Source organism: Clostridium sp. (assembly GCF_051278035.1).
GTDB lineage: Bacteria > Bacillota > Clostridia > Clostridiales > Clostridiaceae > Clostridium_AD.
In genome coordinates, this window is record NZ_JBNMNU010000006.1 from 21,538 (window position 1) to 39,970 (window position 18,433).

Sequence of the window (18,433 nt, forward strand, 5' to 3'; positions counted from 1 at the left end):
TTCCTCCCTATTTTTTATGATCAAACTCTATAAATTATTCACAGAGCGAAATTCAAAACATCGTTTTATTGTATCATAGTTTCGAATTAAAACAATATTCTTCCCCAATAAAAAAACAATCCACTTTATTTAAATAAAGTGGATTGTTTTTATTTCTACTACTTTTAACCTGTAAAATATAATTTAGCAATAAATATTAGCGCCAAAATATATATTATAATTGAAACTTTCTTTCTCTTAGTATGATCCTTCGTAAACATATTGTTTATAAAGTTTAACACTGCATAAGAAAGAAGTCCAATTGTTAAACCGTCTCCTATACTGTAAGTAAGTGGCATCATTATAATTGTTAAGAAAGCAGGTACTCCCTCAGTGAAATCATTAAAATCTATCTTAGTTATACCACCTATCATGAAAAATCCTACTATAATGAGCGCTGGTGCAGTTGCACACATTGGTATTGCAACAAATAATGGTGAAAAAAACATTGCTATCAAGAATAAAATTCCTGTTACAACAGAAGCAAGTCCTGTTCTAGCGCCTTCTGCAACTCCAGCTGAGCTTTCTACGTAAGTAGTTACAGTTGAAGTACCAAGGAAAGCTCCTACAGTAGTACCAACGGCATCTACTAGTAGCGCCTTTCCAGCATTTTTAACCTTACCATCATTATCAACCATTCCAACCTTTGAAGCAACTCCTACTAGAGTTCCCACCGTATCGAAAAAATCAACAAACAAAAATGTTAATAATATTGTAATAAATTGCATGATTTTAGCTGGATCAGTTAAGTATGAAAAGTCTAGTTTACCAGCAATTGGTGACATTGACTCAAGTTTAAATATCCCTTTTGGTGTGTATATTCCATAAGTTGCTGCTGTTATTGGTGCTATCATTGCATATATCCAAGCTGCTCCAGCACTTGCAACTATTCCCCATAATATAGCTCCTCTAACTTTTTTCTTTGACAATACTACTATTACAATTACTCCGAGTACTGTTATTAGTACTGCTGGGCTTTTAAAAGTACCCATAGCTACCTTTGTGTCTGGATTAGCAATTACAATACCAGCATCTACCAAACCAATAAATGCAATGAAAAGTCCGATACCTGCAGTAACTGCCAATTTTAAAGTTGTTGGTATAGCGTTAACTACTGCTTCTCTAACATTCGTTAATGATAATACAATAAAAATAAGCCCTTCAATAAATACAGCTGCCAGTGCCACTTGCCAAGGAACTTTCTGTCCTATTACTACACTAAAAGCAAAGAATGCATTGAGACCCATTCCTGATGCTAATGCAAAAGGAAGATTTGCATATAATCCCATAGCTATTGTAGTAAGTCCTGCGGTTAAACAAGTTACTGTTACTATGGCACCCACATCCATTCCTGTAGCTCCTAAAATATTAGCATTAACTGCAATAATGTAGGCCATTGTTAAAAATGTGGTTATTCCTCCAATGACCTCCTTCTTAACGTCACTTCCATTTTCTTTCAACTGAAAACGTTCCATTTTAATCCCCCTCTATTTTTTTTATAATTAAGCCCTATGAATTATTCACAGGGCGAAATTTCAAATCCTTTATTTTATAGGTTTTGGCTTACGGTAGTATGTATTATCCAAAGGATAATTATATCTGAATATACCATCTTTTTTATAATAAGCATTTTGACATGCCGGAGCGCCCATGCAGCAGACAATTTCACCAATACCCTTGCCTCCAAATGCGATACCACTAGGATCATTTTTTTCAATTAAATGGGTTTCAACTGGTGGCATTTGAGGTGCCTTAAAAAGACCTAAGCTACCTAGCTTCGCCTGAGGAACCCCATTTTTTAGTGGGAAGTCTTCCGTCAAAGCATATCCAAGACCCATAGCTACTCCACCTTCTACTTGACCTTCCGAAGAAAGAGGATTGATTGCTCTCCCAATATCATGAGCCGCAACTACTTTCACAACTTTTCCTACCTTATCCATAATAAAAAGTTGTGTTGCATATCCATAAGCAATGTGGCTTACTGGATTCGGTTTTGGAGAACCCAGGGGATCTGATTTGAAATCAAATTCTCCTATATATTCTTTAGCTTCTAAAGTCATTAATGTAAATCCCTCGTCCAAATCAGCCTTTAACTTGAGAGACGATTGACGCGCTGCTTCTCCAGCAAATACGGTTTGACGAGACGCGGTTGTCGTACCTGAATCAGGCGTATATTTCGTATCCGGTCGTTCCACCACAATTTGCAAAGGCATGAGTCCTGTTGTTTCACAGATCATTTGCATCAATACGGTTTGTACTCCTTGTCCGATTGCACCAGCAGAAGATCTGGCATGAACTTTCCCATTAATTATTTTTAAGTTACAACGCCCAGTATCAGGAATACCTACTCCAATACCTGCATTCTTCATTGCCGAAGCAATTCCTACATAATAATTTGGATCTGCTTCATATTTTTCAAAATCTGACTTAACTGCTTCAAGAGTTTCTGCCATAGCAGTTCCTTCATCTGCTATCTGACCATTGGGCAGTGATTGTCCAGGTCTAATGGCATTGCGATAACGAAATTCCCACCCCGAAATGCCGGCTTTTTCTGCCAACTGATTGATGAGACATTCTACAGCTGCACAAGATTGTGTTACTCCAAAACCACGGAACGCACCAGCCGGCGGATTATTGGTATAGTAAGCATTCCCTTCAATATCCACATTTTGATAATTATAAGGACCACCAGCATGCGTACAGGCTCTTTGTAGGACCGGACCACCAAGAGAAGCATAAGCCCCTGTATCAGAGGTAAGTCTCGCCCTCATTCCTTGCAAGATACCGTTCTCATCACAGCCTATTTTGCAATAAATATCCATTGCATGACGTTTGGGATGGTAGTTTATGCTTTCCTTACGGCTAAAAGATACTTTTACAGGCCGTTTGGTAAGATAAGCACACAGCGCAGCTTGATGCTGCACACTCATATCTTCCTTTCCACCGAACCCGCCTCCAACAGTAGCACTTTGAATTCTTACTTTTTCTACTGAAAGTCCTAGATAATTACTAAGTTCATGGCATTCATCATAAATACCTTGTGACCCTGTAATAACCTTGACACCATCTCCATCCGGCAATCCAACTGCCGTTTCCGGCTCCATGAAGGCATGTTCAGTTGGTGGAACGTGAAAAGTACCTTCTACTATAAATTTAGAATTTGCAAGTGCAGTTTCCGCATCCCCTATTTTTACCTTTTGGTGATCAAATACATTGTTTTCTGGAATTCTGGACTTCCCAAATTGCGTAAAACCTTCTCCATGCACTTGATGAGCTCCCAGAGCTGCAGCCTCTAAAGGATTACGAATTGGTTCTAATTCTTCATATTCTACTTCCATAGCATTTACAGCTGCCACTGCTTGTTCACTCGTTTTGGCAACAACCATTGCGAGAGTATCCCCACAACACTTTGTCTGTTCACCTACATCAATCATCCCTGGCCAATCCTGCGCTAAGTGGCCGATATAACGCTTACCAGGAATATCCTTTGCCGTAAATATCGCAACAACTCCTGGCATTTCAAGAGCCTTGCTTAAGTCAATGGATACTATTTTTGCACGGGCATACTTGCTAAATACATTTTTTCCATAAAGCATGCCATCAAAATTATAATCATCTGCATATTTTGCTGTTCCTAACGTTTTTTCAAGAGCATCGACACGACAGATGCGCTCCCCGACCTTACCAGTTTGTTTTATCTCAGGTACTGCTAAGTTTTCTCTTAGCATTTTTGCAGCCAAAAGAATACCATCTTCAATCTTTGCATATCCAGTGCAACGGCAAATATTAGTACGAATCGCTCGCTTTACGTCTTCTCTTGTAGGATTTTCATTTTGATCAATTAAGCATTTACCGGATATAACCATACCCGGAATGCAAAACCCACATTGTACCGCCCCTGAAGTAGCAAAGGCATATACTAATACTTCTCTTTCTCTTTGCGTAAATCCTTCTATGGTTTGAACCTTTTTATCTTCCAGTTTAGAAAGCTTTTGTATACAGGCACGAGTTGTAAATCCATCAATAATAACAGTGCAAGTACCACATGCACCTTCCTTGCAACCGTTTTTTACTGATGTTATTCTCAACTTTTCGCGTAGAAAATCCATCAATACCATATCTATTTCGGATTGATAATCTTTACCATTTACATTAACTTTAAACATTCTAATACCTCTCTCTCCTATAATTAAGCTTTAATGTTCACAATTATTACAACGATGTTTTTTAGTTTTCTCTACAGCATTTAATATATTTTCATACCCTGTGCAACGGCATAAGTTACCAGAAATTTCTTTTTTAACTTCATCTGTTGTATATTCCTTTTCATCTTCAAGAATAGGAATAGAGGACATAACAAATCCGCAGGTACAGAAACCACATTGCACTGCGCCTTCCTCAATAAATGCTTCCTGAATATCTGATATTTTTCCATCAGCATCCATGAGTCCTTCAGTTGTACGAATTTCTTTACCTTCTGCCCAAATAGCAAGATAAATACATGAATCATAGGCTTCACCATTAATAAGAACAGTACAAGCTCCACATTCTCCAACCTCACAACCTTTTTTAACACTTGTGAGATTAAGTTGATTTCTTAAAACATCAGTAAGTGAATCTCTATCATCTATCATAATTTGTGTAGGCTCACCATTTACTATGAAGTTTAATATTTTATTAGCCATTGATTACACCTCCACATTTTTTTATACATTCCTTTAAGGCCCTTTTACTGAGCTCCCCCACAAGCTGAAGGCGGAAATCCTTAGATGCACGCCAAGATGTCCGAGGACTCACTTCAGTCTTTGCTGTTTCACCAAAAACATTAAACATATCATCAGAAAAACTCATTCCCTTTATAGCTTCTTCAGCTTTAAAACATCTCATAGGGATTGGAGCTGCAACACCGTAGGCAAGACGTACATCTTCTACCTTATCTTTTTGTGCATTAAGTTTACAAACTACGCTACAGCCGAGGGTTGCAATATCCATTGCATTCCGCATAGCATATTTAATGTAATTACCTTTAAAATTTTCATAATTTTCTTTAGTGATATAGATAGCCGTAAGTATTTCAGCATTTTTCAAAGTAACTTTTCCTGGCCCTGCATAGTACTCTGAGATAGGAATTATTCTCTCTCCATCCGGCCCTTGTATTTGGAGCTTAGCATTTAGTGCAAATAACGTGGATGCACTATCAGCACTTGTAACCCCATTTGAAATATTCCCTCCAATTGTTCCAATGTTTCTTAATTGTGGACCCCCTATTTCATCAACAGCTTCTCCGAGTACCGGAATACATTTCTGGATAATATCATTTTTAGTTATGTGTGAAAAACTTGTAAGTGCACCTATTTTTATACTACCATCATCTTCAAGTGTTACTCCTCTTAGTTCATCTAGCCCATAAATACTTACAAGAGAGCATCCAGCAAGCTTGCCATGACGAATACTTATAAGCACGTCACTTCCGCCTGCAATAATGATAGATTTTGGTTCCAGTTCAAGATGACTTATAGCATCCTTTACTGAAGTTGCCTGGTATATTTTTTCAATATCATACATCCTTATTCCACCTCTACTTTTTTATTAAATTTTGCTCTTTAAATTTCTCTACAAGTCTTTGTGGTGTTAACGGAGCAACATTAAATTTAACTCCTGTAGCATTTAGCACAGCATTTCTAATTGCAGGTGCAACAGGAATTGCAGGTGGTTCTCCCAATGCCTTGTTACCAAAAGGCCCTGATACATCGTAGGTTTCTACAAATTGTGCTTCCAAATGTGGAGTATCCATAATAGTCGGAAGTTTATAATCAAGTAAATTATCATTGAGCATTCTACCTGTCTTTTGATCAAACAAAAGTTGCTCACTTAGACCATAACCTAAACTCATGCTCATACCACCATGTACCTGTCCTGCTGCAAGCTTCGGATTAAGAATTTTACCACTATCATGAACATTAATAACATTAATAACTTTAATTTTACCTACAGGAATATCAACTTCAACCTCAACAAAACATACTCCAAAGGAGAAAGAATTCGATTTACATTGGTTTGTGACATCTGCCGTTATGTGAACTGATTTTTCAGTATTGTAAAGTGCATGCGTAGCAACTTCTTTAAGTGAAGCTATAATTTCACCAGTTTCCTTATTTATAATATTATTATCTTTAATTTCAATATTCCCTATAGGAAGTTTCAACATAAAATTCGCATGTTCTATTATCTTTTCTTTTATCTCTAAAGCGGCCTTTTTAGCAGCCATCCCTGATACATAAGATTGCCTAGATGCATAAGCGCCTGTGTCAAATGGTGTAATATCGGTATCTTGCGTTGATATAGTGTGTACGTTTTCCGATGGAATACTAAGCACCTCTGCTACCATTTGCCCAAATACTGTATCTGCCCCTTGACCTATTTCTGTGGCACCCATTTGAAGTTGAACAGAACCATCTTGATTAAGCACAATTCTACAAGCTGCCGTTTCTAGTGAAATAGGGAAAACACCTGTTGCATAACTAAATATTGCCATACCAACCCCTTTTCGGATGGGCCCCGTTTGATTTTGGTATTCTTTGAGTTTATTATCCCAGTCTATATATTCCCTACCCTTTTCAATACACTCAAAAAGACCATTACTATAGCATTTAACTTGATTATCAACGAATCCTAATTTCATAGCATTCAGTTTTCTTATTTCAATTTTGTCAAGCCCTAGGTTTGTTGCAATATCATCCACATGGGATTCCATTGCAAAAGTAATTTGTGGTATGCCATAACCACGCATGGCACCAGACGGAGGCATATTTGTATATACTGAATACATGTCACCTTTAGTTGCAACTTCAGCTTGATATATCTGCTTAAATGCATGACCTGCTTTATTTACCATACTATGTCCATGGGATGCATAAGCACCTTTGTTACCATGCAATTCTATTTTTCTAGCAACAAAACGTCCATCTGCTCGCACATAACTTTTAATTTTAAATTTCATGGCAGTACGAAGACGGGTATTAACAAAATCCTCTTCTCGAGAAATATCAAGTTTAACACATCTTCCACCAACGACCTTACATAAATATGCATTTAGTGGTTCGTAAATCACATCTTGTTTATTACCAAAGCCCCCACCTATATATGGTTTAATTACTCTGACTTTTCCCCACTCAATTCCAAGAGCTTGACCAATTACACGCCTTGCAATATGAGGAATCTGAGTTGATGTAACCACAACCATTCTATTACCCTGCGCATATGCATAAGAAATCGGATTTTCAATCTGACAATGCTTAACAGGAGAAAGTTCATATTCTCCTTCAAAAGAAATAAGTCCTTCTTCTTTTATAGCATTATCATAATTCCCTATCTCATAGCTTGTATGTGCAAGAATATTAGAAGGATACTCCTCATGAATCCTTTTTGCTCCTTCACTCAAAGACGCTTCAATAGATAAAAGTAGTTCATATTCTTCATATTCAACTTTTATTAGCTTAATCGCTCTTGTTGCTGTTACACTATCTTTAGCAACAACGGCCGCAATATCATCACCATAATATCTAACTCTTTGATTAAGCAGTTTCCTGTCTTCTATGTCCTTATGAGCAGGGTCCAGTGAAAAAGGATGTCCTGCTGTTGCAAATTTAATATCGGGAACATCAAAACAAGTTACAATTTTTATAACCCCTTCAAGCTTCATAGCCTCTGAAATATCAATACTTTTAACAAGCCCATTTGCAACAGTACTATGCATAATTTTAGCAACAAGACAGTTACTCAATTTAAAATCATCTGTAAACTGTGCTCGTCCAGTTACTTTATCAAAAGCATCAACCCTATTAATACTTTTCCCAATACTCATTTTGTACCCCCTTATATAATAATCGAAATATTCTATCATTTTTTATTAAATTTTTTTGTAACAATACTACTTTCATAATATATTTTTTCTTCATCAACATTTACCAGTTTACCATCTTTAACAACAATCACACCGTTTACAATGGTATAATCAACATTCCCTTTAAAACCCACCGTGCTAAGTAATGATTTAGGATCTAAATCTGCCCCTATAAGTTCTAGCCGGTTAAGGTTTATCATAAATAAATCCCCTGCCATTCCAACAGATAATTTACCAATATCTGAGCGTCCAAGTACTTTTGCACTACCTCTGGTGGCCATTTTAAGTATATCGTAGGCTGTGGGAGCACTTTTACCTGAGTTTAATCTGTGGAGCAAAAATGCAACTCTCATCTCTTCAAGCATATTTGAGCCATCGTTGCTTGCGCTTCCATCAACTCCAAGTCCAACAGGGACTTTGTGCTTTAGCATTTGGGGAATCTTTGCAATTCCTGATGACAATTTCATGTTGGATATAGGGCAATGAGTAACGCCTGTACCAGTCCTTGCAAGTAAACTCAGCTCATCATCATTAAAGTGAATGCCATGTGCAAACCACACATCGGTACCGAGCCACCCCAAACTCTCCATATACTCAAGAGGTCTCATGTTGAACTTTTGCATAGTAAATTTTTCTTCATCTACCGTTTCTGCAAGATGTGTGTGGAGTCTAACCCCAAGTTTTCTTGCAAGTATTGCTGATTCACGCATTAAATCTCCGGTGACACTGAATGGTGAACAAGGAGCAAATGCAACCTGTCTCATTGCAAAACGACTTTTGTCATGGAATTTTTTCACCAAAGCCTCACTGTCTTTTAAAATCTCGTCAACAGTTTGAACCACAGAATCCGGCGGAAGGCCACCGTCCTTAATGCTTAGAGACATACTTCCTCTTGATGCATACATTCTTATTCCAAGTCTTTGTGCAGCTTCAAACTGTGTTTCAATAAGACCACTTTGATTTTTAGGAAATACATAGTGGTGATCAAAACATGTTGTGCACCCTGTCTTTAAAAGTTCACCCATTCCACAAAGAGAACTGTACATGATAACATCACTATTTACATTTTTCCAAATCTCATACAAATATTTTAGCCATGGGAACAACTCCATATTTTGAACTTGTGGAATATTTCTGCTAAAATACTGATAAAGGTGATGGTGTGTATTGATAAGCCCAGGATACACTGCCATATTTGTTGCATCTATAATTTCATCAGCTGATTTAATTTCATTACCAATATATTTAATTTCACCATTTTCAATAAATAAGTTTATATTTTGGAATACATTGTCCTCATCATCACATGTTACAAGATATTTAATATTCTTTAAAAGGATTGAATTCTTCATAATCATCTCCTTAAAATTAGTATATCTTCCTAAAAAAAGTTCATCAATATTTTTTCTATAAATCAGTATGCTGAAATTTTATTACATCGAAAAGCCCTCTATCAGTAATTTTCAGTTCAGGAATAACCGGTAATGCCATGAAAGCTAAAGTCATAAAAGCATTAACGCTTTCATTAATATTAAGTTCTTCCATAGCAATTTTGTTAAGTTTTTCATGCCCTTTTGATACAGTTTCCAAATCCTGCGAAGACATAATACCTGCGATATCTAAAGGTAGGAATCCTTTGACCTCACCATCTACAACAATAACCAGACCTCCGCCTATTTCTATTATCTTTTGCACAGCTATTTCAACATTAGTGGGATTATCACCTACTACAATTAAATTATGAGAATCGTGTGCTATAGTTGATGCAATGGCTCCATTCTTAAGACCATATCCCTCAATTAAACCCTTGCCAATATTTCCAGTACCAGTGTGTCTTTCAAATACATAAATAGGAAGTATATCAACTGCTTCATCATATATATAATATCCATTTTCATCTACTTTTACCGTCCTAGTTACGTTTTCTGTAAAAAGACTGTGCTCCATAATTTTAATGACTTTTGCATTGTTAGCTGTGAGTTTTATTTTCAAATCATCCTTAGTAAAACCTTTTATATTGACACTGTTAGATACAGTTTCTAAAAGTTTTTTATCTTCCTTTATATCTTTATACCAATCATCTTTTATTTGCTTTCCTTTTTTGAACGTCTTCAGTACATTAAAGTCTGATAGATTATCAACTATTATAAAATCTGCTATATATCCTGGAGCAATAGCTCCAAGTTTTTTAAGATTATAACATTCTGCTGAATTAAGTGTTGCCATTCTAATTGCTGTAATAGGGCTCACGCCCCCTCTTATAGCAAGTCTAATGTTGTTGTCTATGTGTCCCTCCTGTAAGATATCCTTGGGATGCCTATCATCTGTACAAAAGGTAAATCTACGCTCATTAAAGGAATTCACAGCTCCAACTAAATCTAATAGATTCTTTGCCGCTGATCCTTCTCTTATTGCAACATATATACCATTTCTAAGTCTATCTAATACCTCTTTATGGTTGCTACATTCGTGATCCGTTTTAACTCCTGCTAAAGAATAGGCGTTTAATTCTTTCTCTTTGATAATAGGACCGTGACCATCTACTATTTTTTGGTAATCATCAGTAAGTTCAAGTTTTTTAAGAATGCCCTCATCTGTAAAAACCACTCCTTGATAGTTCATAAGTTCTCCAAGACCTAGGACTCTTTCATGTTGCATAAGTTCTTTTAAATCCTCAGCCTCAAGTATTGCCCCAGATGTTTCAAAGGTAGTAGCTGGAACGCAAGATGGCAACATAATATACACATCAAGAGGTAGATTTTCACTGGACTCAATCATATATTTAATTCCAGAAAGTCCTTTAACATTAGCTATTTCATGACAATCAGAAATAACTGTTGTGGTTCCCCTTGGCAATACTGCCCTTGCAAATTGATAAGGTGACCCCATGGATGACTCAATATGGACATGAGAATCAATTAAACCAGGCACTATATATCTCCCCTCACCATCAATTACCTCTTTGCCTTCATAATCGCCAATACCAATAAATACACCATCACTAATAGCTAATTTGCCATATATAATCTCTTGCGAGAAAACATTAACAACATTGCAATTTTCAATAACTAAATCTGCTATTTTTCTACCAGTAGCTGTTTGAATTAAATTTTTAGTTTTACTGGAATTCATATAATTTGCCTCCAGACTTATATCTCTTTATATTTTTTATTGTCCAATTGTTGTAGAATCTACCTTAGCGTCAATATTGGAAGGTGTCTCTTCTTTTAATATTACGTTAAGTAATAACGCCACCACTGTACCTGCGCTGATTCCTGAGGAAAAGAAACTCTTAATTATCGAAGGCATACCGCTTAAAAAATCAGGCCTTACAGTAACCCCTAGACCAATACCAATTGAAATGGCTAATATTAGCATGTTTCTGTTGTTAAGTTTAACCTTCTGAATTGTCTTGATTCCTGCTGATACAACCATACCAAACATTATGATACCGGCACCACCTAAAACGGGATTTGGCATAATTGAAACAAGCGCTCCGAATTTAGGGAATATTCCCAGTGTCATCAAAATTATTCCTGCAACAGCAACTACATGACTACTTGCAACTCTTGTAATTGGGATAAGTCCAACATTTTGTGAAAAGGAAGTATTAGGACCTGCATTAACACATCCTGCTATAAGAGATCCAACTCCATCAGCAAGTATACCTTTTGATAGATCTTCTGATGTTAAATCTTTACCTGATGCCTCACCAACAGCCATAAGACATCCTACCGTCTCAACAGTTGTTACTAAATAAGCTATAGCAAATGCAACAAATGCACTGAACTTAAAAGTAATACCATATTTAAAAGGCGATGGAAAAGCAATCCAGCTAGCACTTGTAATTGTCGAAAAATCAAGCATTCCTAGTGGAAAACATATTATGTATCCAAATATTAGACCAATGATAACTGATGCCGAAGAAATTAATCCTTTCCCGTATCTATTTAATAATGTAATGACAATCATTACTGAAAAGGCTATACTTACATTCCTTAAGCTACCATAATCTTTAGCTCCAAATCCACCTGCAGACCAATCTATTGCTACAGGTAATAAAGTAAGTCCAATCAACATAACAACTGTCCCTGTTACTATTGGTGGAAAAAATTTTCTTAAAGGTTTAATAAAACGACTTAAAAAGACTTCAATAAAGGACCCCATTATTGTTGCCCCAAATATCCCTGGTAACCCAAGAGCAGATCCAACAGCTATAGATGGTCCAACAAATGTAAAATCAGTTCCCATAACACATGGAACTCTAGCCCCTACAGGACCAATTCCCCTAGCTTGAATAAAAGTTGCTATACCAGCTGCAAATATTGCAGCGCTTACTAGAAATGCAATGTCTTCCCCTGGTAATCCTAAAGCTCCACCAACTATTAATGGTACTGCTACAATGCCCCCGAATGCTGCCATAATATGCTGAAAAGCAAGCAAGATTGATATGTGAAAAGGTGGTTTATCGTTGATTTTATACAAAATATCTCCGTTATCCTTAGACGAATTTAATGTACTCATTATATAGCCCCCTATAGTATTCTCTTTATTTTTTAGATTATCATTACTTCAAATAAAAGTCAATAAGATTTTCTGAATATTTTTGCAATTCAAAAATATTTTTGTAAATCATATTGATTTTAAAAATAAATATTGATATAATTTAATTATATAATATCTGTAAATTCTATTATATGAATTGTGAGGTTACAAATGAATAATGATTACGGTTTAGATTTTTTAAAAAGATTAGCAAAAGGTATTTCATCCCAATTCGGTCGAAATTGTGAAGTGGTTATTCATGATCTAACTTCTGGCGATGTAGACTATCCAATTTTATTTATTGAAAATGGTGACGTTACACACAGAACTACAAGCACTAATGCATCGCGTGTTGTTTTAAATTCACTAAAACATGTTTCTGATTCACTAGAAGATAAATTAAGTTATATTACAAAGACTCATGATGGTAAGATTTTAAAATCAAGCACCATATATATACGAGATAATGAAAATAAACCTATTGGAATATTCTCTATTAATTACGACATTACCGAGCTCACTATAGCTAAAGATTGTATAGATTCATTAATTACTCACGGAGAGGATATTGAAGAACCAAATAAAATTCCTCAGAATGTAAATCAACTCCTAGACGATTTATTAGATGAATCCGTAAAAAAAATAGGCAAACCAGTTGCTCTTATGAGTAAAGAACAAAAGATAGAGGCTATTCAATTTCTTAATGATGCCGGTGCTTTCTTAATTACAAAGGCTGGCGATAAGACCGCAGAATTTTTCGGTATTTCAAAGTATTCCATATATAATTATATAGATATTAAAAATAAACTTTAAATAGGCGGTGTAAATATGAATAAATTTATGCAAATTGCTATAGATGAAGCTTTAAGTGGAATGGAAAACAATGATGGCGGTCCTTTTGGCGCGGTTATTGTAAAAGACGGTGTAATTATTAGTTGTGCTCATAATGAAGTCATTAAGACCAATGATCCTACTGCTCATGCTGAGGTTACAGCACTAAGAAAAGCATCTAGCATACTTGGTAGATTCGATTTATCCGACTGCGAAATATACTCTTCCTGTGAACCTTGTCCTATGTGCTTCGCAGCAATTCATTGGGCAAAGATTAAGAAACTTTATTATGGCTCAAATAGACAAGACGCTGCAAATATCGATTTTGATGACCAATATATCTATGATGTAATAAACGGCACTGCAAAAGAACTACAAGTTGAAGTGGTACAAGTTAATAGACAAGAGAGCCTTGAACCTTTTCAAAAATGGCAACTTAAGATGGACAGGATTAAATATTAGAGAATAAAAATAATCACTACCATTCAAAATAAATGGTAGTGATTATTTAATATATTCTTTTTAATACCTCTTTATTAACACAACTATTTGGTAATTCACCTGTAAGCACCTTTATAATATTTCTAGCTGCAATGAGCCCCATATTCGTTCTTGTTTCCATCGTAGCTGAAGCAATGTGTGGTACTATTACAACATTATACATATCTAAAAGCTCAGGTTCTATATCTGGTTCATGTTCAAATACGTCAAGTCCAGCTCCCCATATTTCTCCAGACTTAAGAGCATTAACTAATGCTTTTTCATCGACTACAGGTCCTCTGGATGTATTAACGATAACTGAAGTTTTTTTCATAATAGAAAATTCTTTTTCACCTATATAATGGGTAGTAGAAGGCAAAAGTGGCACGTGTAATGAAACAAAATCTGATTCCTTTAGAAGTGTTTCTTTATCCACATAAATAGCACCTAATTCATTTTCTATTTTAAGGTTTCTCCTTAGCCCAGTGTAAAGCAATTTCATATCAAAAGCCTTAGCTTTCTTTGCAAAGTTAAAGCCAATTCTACCCGCTCCTACAAGTCCTAATGTCTTTCCAGTAATATCACGTCCAAGAAACATCATAGGGTCCCAAGCTTGAAAGGCACCGTTCCTAGTAAATTTATCTGCTGATACTATTCTTCTAGATACTGCCATAAGAAGTGTCCATGCAAGATCTGCAGTAGCATCATCTAGAACTCCAGGTGTATTAGTAATTATGACTCCCATTTGGGTAGCTGTAGCTATATCAATGTTGTTGTACCCAACACCGTAGTTAGCAAAAATCTTACACTTAACTCCTGCCGCTTCAAACACATCTTTATTAATACTATCCGTTATAACACATAATACTGCATCTGCACCTTTAACCTTTTCTAATAGCTCTTCTCCCGATAAAACTCTATCTTGCGGATTAATTTCCACGTCAAAATGCTCCTCTAAAAGTTCGATAGCCTCATCCGGTATTCTTCTTGTAATGTAGACTTTTTTCTTATCCATATATCTCCACCTCCTATGTTTCTATATATTGAAACTTGACTCCTAGTTATATGTTTTTCTTTCAAGTTCTAATATTAAATGTACTACTGTAGTAAGTATATATATTAAGTTATGTTTATATTATACCCTATAATATATTACCTAGAAAGATAATTTGTAAATTAATACAAAATATTTTCTTACAATAAAAGCAAATCTTCAATCTGTATAATTAATTTTCACTTTGCAAAACTCTTTTCCTGTTGTAACTATAAGTAAAAATGGCAGCCGATATGATAATTACTGTTCCTATTACACTTAAATAGTCAGGAAGTTCCGACCAAATAACAAATCCTATAATTACAGAAAAAATTATGCTAGTATAGTCATAAATTGATACCTCTGCTGCTGGCGCATATTTATAAGCGTTGGTTAAACACAATTGTCCAATCCCCGCAAACACTCCCACGCAGATTAAGTATATAAATTGAATTATAGTAGGTTTTTGATAATTCATCATCATAAGTGGAAACATTACTACTATTGAAACAAAAGAAAAATAAAATACAATAGTCGCCGCCTTTTCTCTCTCTCTTAAAAATCGAATTAAGGTATATGCAGCTCCCGCACACATTGCAGATATAAATCCTGAAAGCGATGGTAGAACAGCTAAATTAAATTGAGGTTTAATAATAAATAGAGCTCCAGCAAATACAATAATTAACACTGGTATTTGAATTTTAGAAAGCTTCTCCTTTAAAAAGAATGCAGCAAATAGTGTTACAAAAAAAGGCGATATTTTATTTAACATAATCGCATCTGATAACACTAAATTATTCAGTGCATAAAAACTTAATATCACGCCTAAAAGTCCGAATAGCGATCTAGAAAGTAAGTATTTCTGGTTTTCCTTCTTTCCAAAGAAACTCGCCTTTTTATTTTTTATCATAATATATGCCATTGTTAAACTTACTAAATTTCTATAAAACACTTTTTCAAAAAGTGGAATATCACCTGCTAGCTTTACCATAGCAGCCATTATCGAAAATGCTAAAGCAGCGACTAACATAAGAGTAATTGCTTTGGGTTTATTATCCATTCTTTACCACCTTCCAAAAATCATTTCATTTCTACATTTGTCTACTTGTTTTATTACTTCCATTTTCCTTAAACAATACGTAACTTTTCTTGCCTTGAAAATAGTGATTTTAAGGCTGGCCGCTAAATTTTTATTTGTGAAACATTCTGGCAATTCTATTGGTAAAAATGATAAAAAATCTTCTTTATCATTAAAAATTACCTTTTCTACTACTTGCACTAACTTTCTATCTTTAATACTTATCCCTTTACGTCTCCAGCTACCTTTTCCATCATTACATCTTATTTCTTCTTCTTTAGTCATTAATATTTCCAAAATAAAATTTTCCTCTGCTATTAAATCAGGTATTCTGATTAACTCATCAAATAAATCTACTAGTTTACCCTTTTTAGGAGATTTTCTTCTACTAACTACTTCATCTGTACCTTTTATAGTTACTATGTATTTTTCAATAGCTATAGGATGTACTAACCTAACCTTATTATACTTAATAAGCTCTCTGAGTTTATTTCCAATTGCACTAAAATTTTTTGTCTGGATTTCTACTAATGAATCCTCTCTTACTAAATCTATTATATACTTGTCTACTTTTACTTCTAATCTGTCCCCTGGCATAGCATACCATTGCTTAATAGATGAATGCAACGACTTTTCATGCTTTATATTAATTCCTGTTTGCTCTAAAACATAGACTATATCTTGTGTTTCACTCATTTTTTCTCCTCGCATGTTAATTACAATTTAAGAATATATAAAAATATCACACATAATTATATCATAATTATAACAAAAATATTATATAAGAATAATTATAAACTTCGAATTTATTATATTTGAATATTAATTGTGTATCAAAGCATAATATAAGATAATATAATAGGATAAGGTGATGCTATTATGAAAATTGCAATATTGTCTGATACTCATGTTAAAAAACATAGCGATAAAATTTTTAAATTCATAGATGATTTATCTAAAGAAGCTGATATGATAATTCATGCCGGTGATTATATTTCCTCTAGTGTGGTATCAAAATTAAGAGAACACAAAAACTTCATTGGAGTATGGGGAAATAATGATAAAGGATACATTAGGGATTTATTAAAAGAAAAAGTGATTATACCAATAGAAGGATATAAAATAGGTTTGTATCATGGTCATGGAAACTCTAAAAGCACTCTAGACAGCGCCTACAATGCATTTATTAATGATAGGGTAGATATAATTATCTTTGGGCATAGTCATCAGCCACTGGTTTTAACTAAAAACAAGGTACTCATGATAAATCCAGGTTCACCCTCTTATAAAAGACGTGAGCCATGGTATTCTTATGTTATTTTAGAAATAGTAGATAAGAAAATAAATGTTTTATTAAAGTTTTTTAATTAATATTGCCCCTGTTCAATTGATGAACAGGGGCAATATTTTTATGTTTTATAAAATATGTTAATCCTCTTCTATTTCAGTAACTTCATATCCTACTTCTTCAATAGCGTCAGTAATATCATTATCTGTTATTTCATCATCAAATTCAGCCGTTGCAATCTTTTCTTCTAATTCAACTTTTACTTTTACAGCTCCAAGGTCTAATAGTGCTTCCTTTACATGGCTTACACAATGACTGCAACTCATTCCATCAATATAGATTTTTTTCTTCATTTATAAATCCCCTTTCTATTGTTAATTTATATTATTATATATGTCTCATTTTAAATTATATAATCAATAAGTCAACTTAATTTTTTATTATGGCCTAAATTCTTTTTACTTAGTACATTATATCCAAAAAAGAAAAATAAATTCACTTTTCTATTATTTAATTTTTTATTTAAAAACCCTACTATTAAAAAATAATATAGTAGCGCTAGTATTTACCTTAATATTCAGTAGATTTTTCGCATAAATAATATTATAATAGAATTAATTCACTATTGCTATTATTCAATTTAGTCAAAATTCATATGTTATCACTGTCCCTATTAAAGATTATTTTTTTTATACGTAATCATGAATTTTAAAGGAGGTATATTTTAGTGTGTTCTAATTGTTTAAAAGATGAAACTTTCAAAATTTTAGAGGAATTTGTAACCGACCTTCCTAGTAAAGAAGGCGCGCTTATTGAAGTGCTTCACAAAGCACAAGGTTTATTTGGCTACTTGCCTCAAGAGGTACAAGCTTTTGTAGCAGAAAAATTAAATATTCCAGTTTCTAAAGTTTATGGTGTTGTTACTTTCTATTCTTATTTTACTATTGAACCAAGAGGAGAATATGTAGTAAATGTTTGCATGGGAACTGCTTGTTTTGTTAGAGGTTCTGGAGATGTACTAGAAGAGTTTGAGAAGAAGTTAAACCTTAAAAATGGCGAAACTACTAATGACAGTAAATTCACCTTAGGATCATTAAGATGCGTAGGTGCCTGTGGACTTGCACCGGTAGTAACTATAAACGATAAAGTCTATGGACATGTTACACCCGACCAAGTAGATAAAATATTAGCTGAGTACACTACACTCGAGTATGCAGAGTAGAAGGGGGAAATACA

General features: G+C 34.5%; 16 protein-coding genes. 4 read left to right on the plus strand and 12 right to left on the minus strand.

The annotated features are described in order from the left end of the window. Window positions 1–164 precede the first annotated feature (164 nt). The 8 genes from ACJAX4_RS02065 to ACJAX4_RS02100 form a co-directional block, all read right to left on the minus strand. A complete protein-coding gene (locus ACJAX4_RS02065; protein WP_435787793.1) occupies window positions 165–1,514 on the minus strand; it encodes an NCS2 family permease in 1,350 nt (449 codons plus the stop codon). Window positions 1,515–1,583: 69 nt separating this feature from the next. Then, the gene (xdh, locus tag ACJAX4_RS02070) at window positions 1,584–4,205 is read right to left on the minus strand and encodes a selenium-dependent xanthine dehydrogenase (RefSeq protein ID WP_435787794.1); all 2,622 of its coding nucleotides are present in this window, start codon (window positions 4,203–4,205) and stop codon (window positions 1,584–1,586) included. A gap of 30 nt (window positions 4,206–4,235) precedes the next feature. After that, window positions 4,236–4,724, minus strand: a complete 489-nt coding sequence (xdhC, locus tag ACJAX4_RS02075) for a xanthine dehydrogenase subunit XdhC (protein ID WP_435787795.1) — start codon at window positions 4,722–4,724, stop codon at window positions 4,236–4,238. Beyond that, entirely contained in the window at window positions 4,717–5,604 is an 888-nt protein-coding gene (gene xdhB, locus ACJAX4_RS02080; protein WP_435787796.1) for a xanthine dehydrogenase subunit XdhB, read from the minus strand. The genes xdhC and xdhB overlap by 8 nt, the downstream gene beginning before the upstream one ends. Before the next feature lie 13 nt (window positions 5,605–5,617). Next, window positions 5,618–7,903, minus strand: a complete 2,286-nt coding sequence (gene xdhA, locus ACJAX4_RS02085) for a xanthine dehydrogenase subunit XdhA (RefSeq protein ID WP_435787797.1) — start codon at window positions 7,901–7,903, stop codon at window positions 5,618–5,620. Window positions 7,904–7,938: 35 nt separating this feature from the next. Next, window positions 7,939–9,294, minus strand: coding sequence for an 8-oxoguanine deaminase (locus ACJAX4_RS02090; protein ID WP_435787798.1), 1,356 nt, complete (start codon window positions 9,292–9,294; stop codon window positions 7,939–7,941). 55 nt (window positions 9,295–9,349) lie between these two features. Then, window positions 9,350–11,074, minus strand: a complete 1,725-nt coding sequence (gene ade, locus ACJAX4_RS02095) for an adenine deaminase (protein WP_435787799.1) — start codon at window positions 11,072–11,074, stop codon at window positions 9,350–9,352. A 36-nt stretch (window positions 11,075–11,110) separates the two neighbouring features. Continuing rightward, window positions 11,111–12,466, minus strand: coding sequence for a nucleobase:cation symporter-2 family protein (locus ACJAX4_RS02100; RefSeq protein WP_435787800.1), 1,356 nt, complete (start codon window positions 12,464–12,466; stop codon window positions 11,111–11,113). A 192-nt stretch (window positions 12,467–12,658) separates the two neighbouring features. Here ACJAX4_RS02100 and ACJAX4_RS02105 point away from each other — a divergent pair, with 192 nt between their 5' ends. Then, window positions 12,659–13,300: a helix-turn-helix transcriptional regulator gene (locus ACJAX4_RS02105; RefSeq protein WP_435787801.1), complete on the plus strand. Its 642-nt coding sequence runs from the start codon at window positions 12,659–12,661 to the stop codon at window positions 13,298–13,300. Window positions 13,301–13,315: 15 nt separating this feature from the next. Then, a complete protein-coding gene (locus ACJAX4_RS02110; RefSeq protein WP_435787802.1) occupies window positions 13,316–13,780 on the plus strand; it encodes a nucleoside deaminase in 465 nt (154 codons plus the stop codon). Between the two features lie 46 nt (window positions 13,781–13,826). Here the strand turns inward: ACJAX4_RS02110 and ACJAX4_RS02115 are convergent, their stop codons facing one another. From ACJAX4_RS02115 to ACJAX4_RS02125, 3 genes are all read right to left on the minus strand, one after another. Further along, on the minus strand, window positions 13,827–14,813 hold the full coding sequence (locus ACJAX4_RS02115; RefSeq protein WP_435787803.1) for a 2-hydroxyacid dehydrogenase: 987 nt from the start codon (window positions 14,811–14,813) through the stop codon (window positions 13,827–13,829). 211 nt (window positions 14,814–15,024) lie between these two features. Continuing rightward, the gene (locus ACJAX4_RS02120; RefSeq protein WP_435787804.1) at window positions 15,025–15,891 is read right to left on the minus strand and encodes a DMT family transporter; all 867 of its coding nucleotides are present in this window, start codon (window positions 15,889–15,891) and stop codon (window positions 15,025–15,027) included. 3 nt (window positions 15,892–15,894) lie between these two features. Next, the gene (locus ACJAX4_RS02125; protein ID WP_435787805.1) at window positions 15,895–16,605 is read right to left on the minus strand and encodes a hypothetical protein; all 711 of its coding nucleotides are present in this window, start codon (window positions 16,603–16,605) and stop codon (window positions 15,895–15,897) included. A 183-nt stretch (window positions 16,606–16,788) separates the two neighbouring features. Between ACJAX4_RS02125 and ACJAX4_RS02130 the strand changes: the two genes are divergently transcribed. Beyond that, on the plus strand, window positions 16,789–17,280 hold the full coding sequence (locus ACJAX4_RS02130) for a metallophosphoesterase family protein (protein ID WP_435787806.1): 492 nt from the start codon (window positions 16,789–16,791) through the stop codon (window positions 17,278–17,280). 57 nt (window positions 17,281–17,337) lie between these two features. Here the strand turns inward: ACJAX4_RS02130 and ACJAX4_RS02135 are convergent, their stop codons facing one another. Beyond that, window positions 17,338–17,550, minus strand: a complete 213-nt coding sequence (locus tag ACJAX4_RS02135; protein WP_435787807.1) for a heavy-metal-associated domain-containing protein — start codon at window positions 17,548–17,550, stop codon at window positions 17,338–17,340. 374 nt (window positions 17,551–17,924) lie between these two features. Here ACJAX4_RS02135 and nuoE point away from each other — a divergent pair, with 374 nt between their 5' ends. After that, window positions 17,925–18,419 carry an NADH-quinone oxidoreductase subunit NuoE gene (gene nuoE / locus ACJAX4_RS02140; RefSeq protein ID WP_435787808.1) on the plus strand — a complete coding sequence of 165 codons (495 nt, stop codon included), beginning with the start codon at window positions 17,925–17,927 and terminating at the stop codon, window positions 18,417–18,419. Window positions 18,420–18,433 lie beyond the last annotated feature (14 nt).

Excerpts from the sequence above, each read along its gene's own strand:
- ACJAX4_RS02065 (WP_435787793.1), bottom strand. The coding sequence starts at position 1,514 with ATGGAACGTTTTCAGTTGAAAGAAAATGGAAGTGACGTTAAGAAGGAG.
- xdh (WP_435787794.1), bottom strand. The coding sequence starts at position 4,205 with ATGTTTAAAGTTAATGTAAATGGTAAAGATTATCAATCCGAAATAGAT.
- xdhC (WP_435787795.1), bottom strand. The coding sequence starts at position 4,724 with ATGGCTAATAAAATATTAAACTTCATAGTAAATGGTGAGCCTACACAA.
- xdhB (WP_435787796.1), bottom strand. The coding sequence starts at position 5,604 with ATGTATGATATTGAAAAAATATACCAGGCAACTTCAGTAAAGGATGCT.
- xdhA (WP_435787797.1), bottom strand. The coding sequence starts at position 7,903 with ATGAGTATTGGGAAAAGTATTAATAGGGTTGATGCTTTTGATAAAGTA.
- ACJAX4_RS02090 (WP_435787798.1), bottom strand. The coding sequence starts at position 9,294 with ATGAAGAATTCAATCCTTTTAAAGAATATTAAATATCTTGTAACATGT.
- ade (WP_435787799.1), bottom strand. The coding sequence starts at position 11,074 with ATGAATTCCAGTAAAACTAAAAATTTAATTCAAACAGCTACTGGTAGA.
- ACJAX4_RS02100 (WP_435787800.1), bottom strand. The coding sequence starts at position 12,466 with ATGAGTACATTAAATTCGTCTAAGGATAACGGAGATATTTTGTATAAA.
- ACJAX4_RS02105 (WP_435787801.1), top strand. The coding sequence starts at position 12,659 with ATGAATAATGATTACGGTTTAGATTTTTTAAAAAGATTAGCAAAAGGT.
- ACJAX4_RS02110 (WP_435787802.1), top strand. The coding sequence starts at position 13,316 with ATGAATAAATTTATGCAAATTGCTATAGATGAAGCTTTAAGTGGAATG.
- ACJAX4_RS02115 (WP_435787803.1), bottom strand. The coding sequence starts at position 14,813 with ATGGATAAGAAAAAAGTCTACATTACAAGAAGAATACCGGATGAGGCT.
- ACJAX4_RS02120 (WP_435787804.1), bottom strand. The coding sequence starts at position 15,891 with ATGGATAATAAACCCAAAGCAATTACTCTTATGTTAGTCGCTGCTTTA.
- ACJAX4_RS02125 (WP_435787805.1), bottom strand. The coding sequence starts at position 16,605 with ATGAGTGAAACACAAGATATAGTCTATGTTTTAGAGCAAACAGGAATT.
- ACJAX4_RS02130 (WP_435787806.1), top strand. The coding sequence starts at position 16,789 with ATGAAAATTGCAATATTGTCTGATACTCATGTTAAAAAACATAGCGAT.
- ACJAX4_RS02135 (WP_435787807.1), bottom strand. The coding sequence starts at position 17,550 with ATGAAGAAAAAAATCTATATTGATGGAATGAGTTGCAGTCATTGTGTA.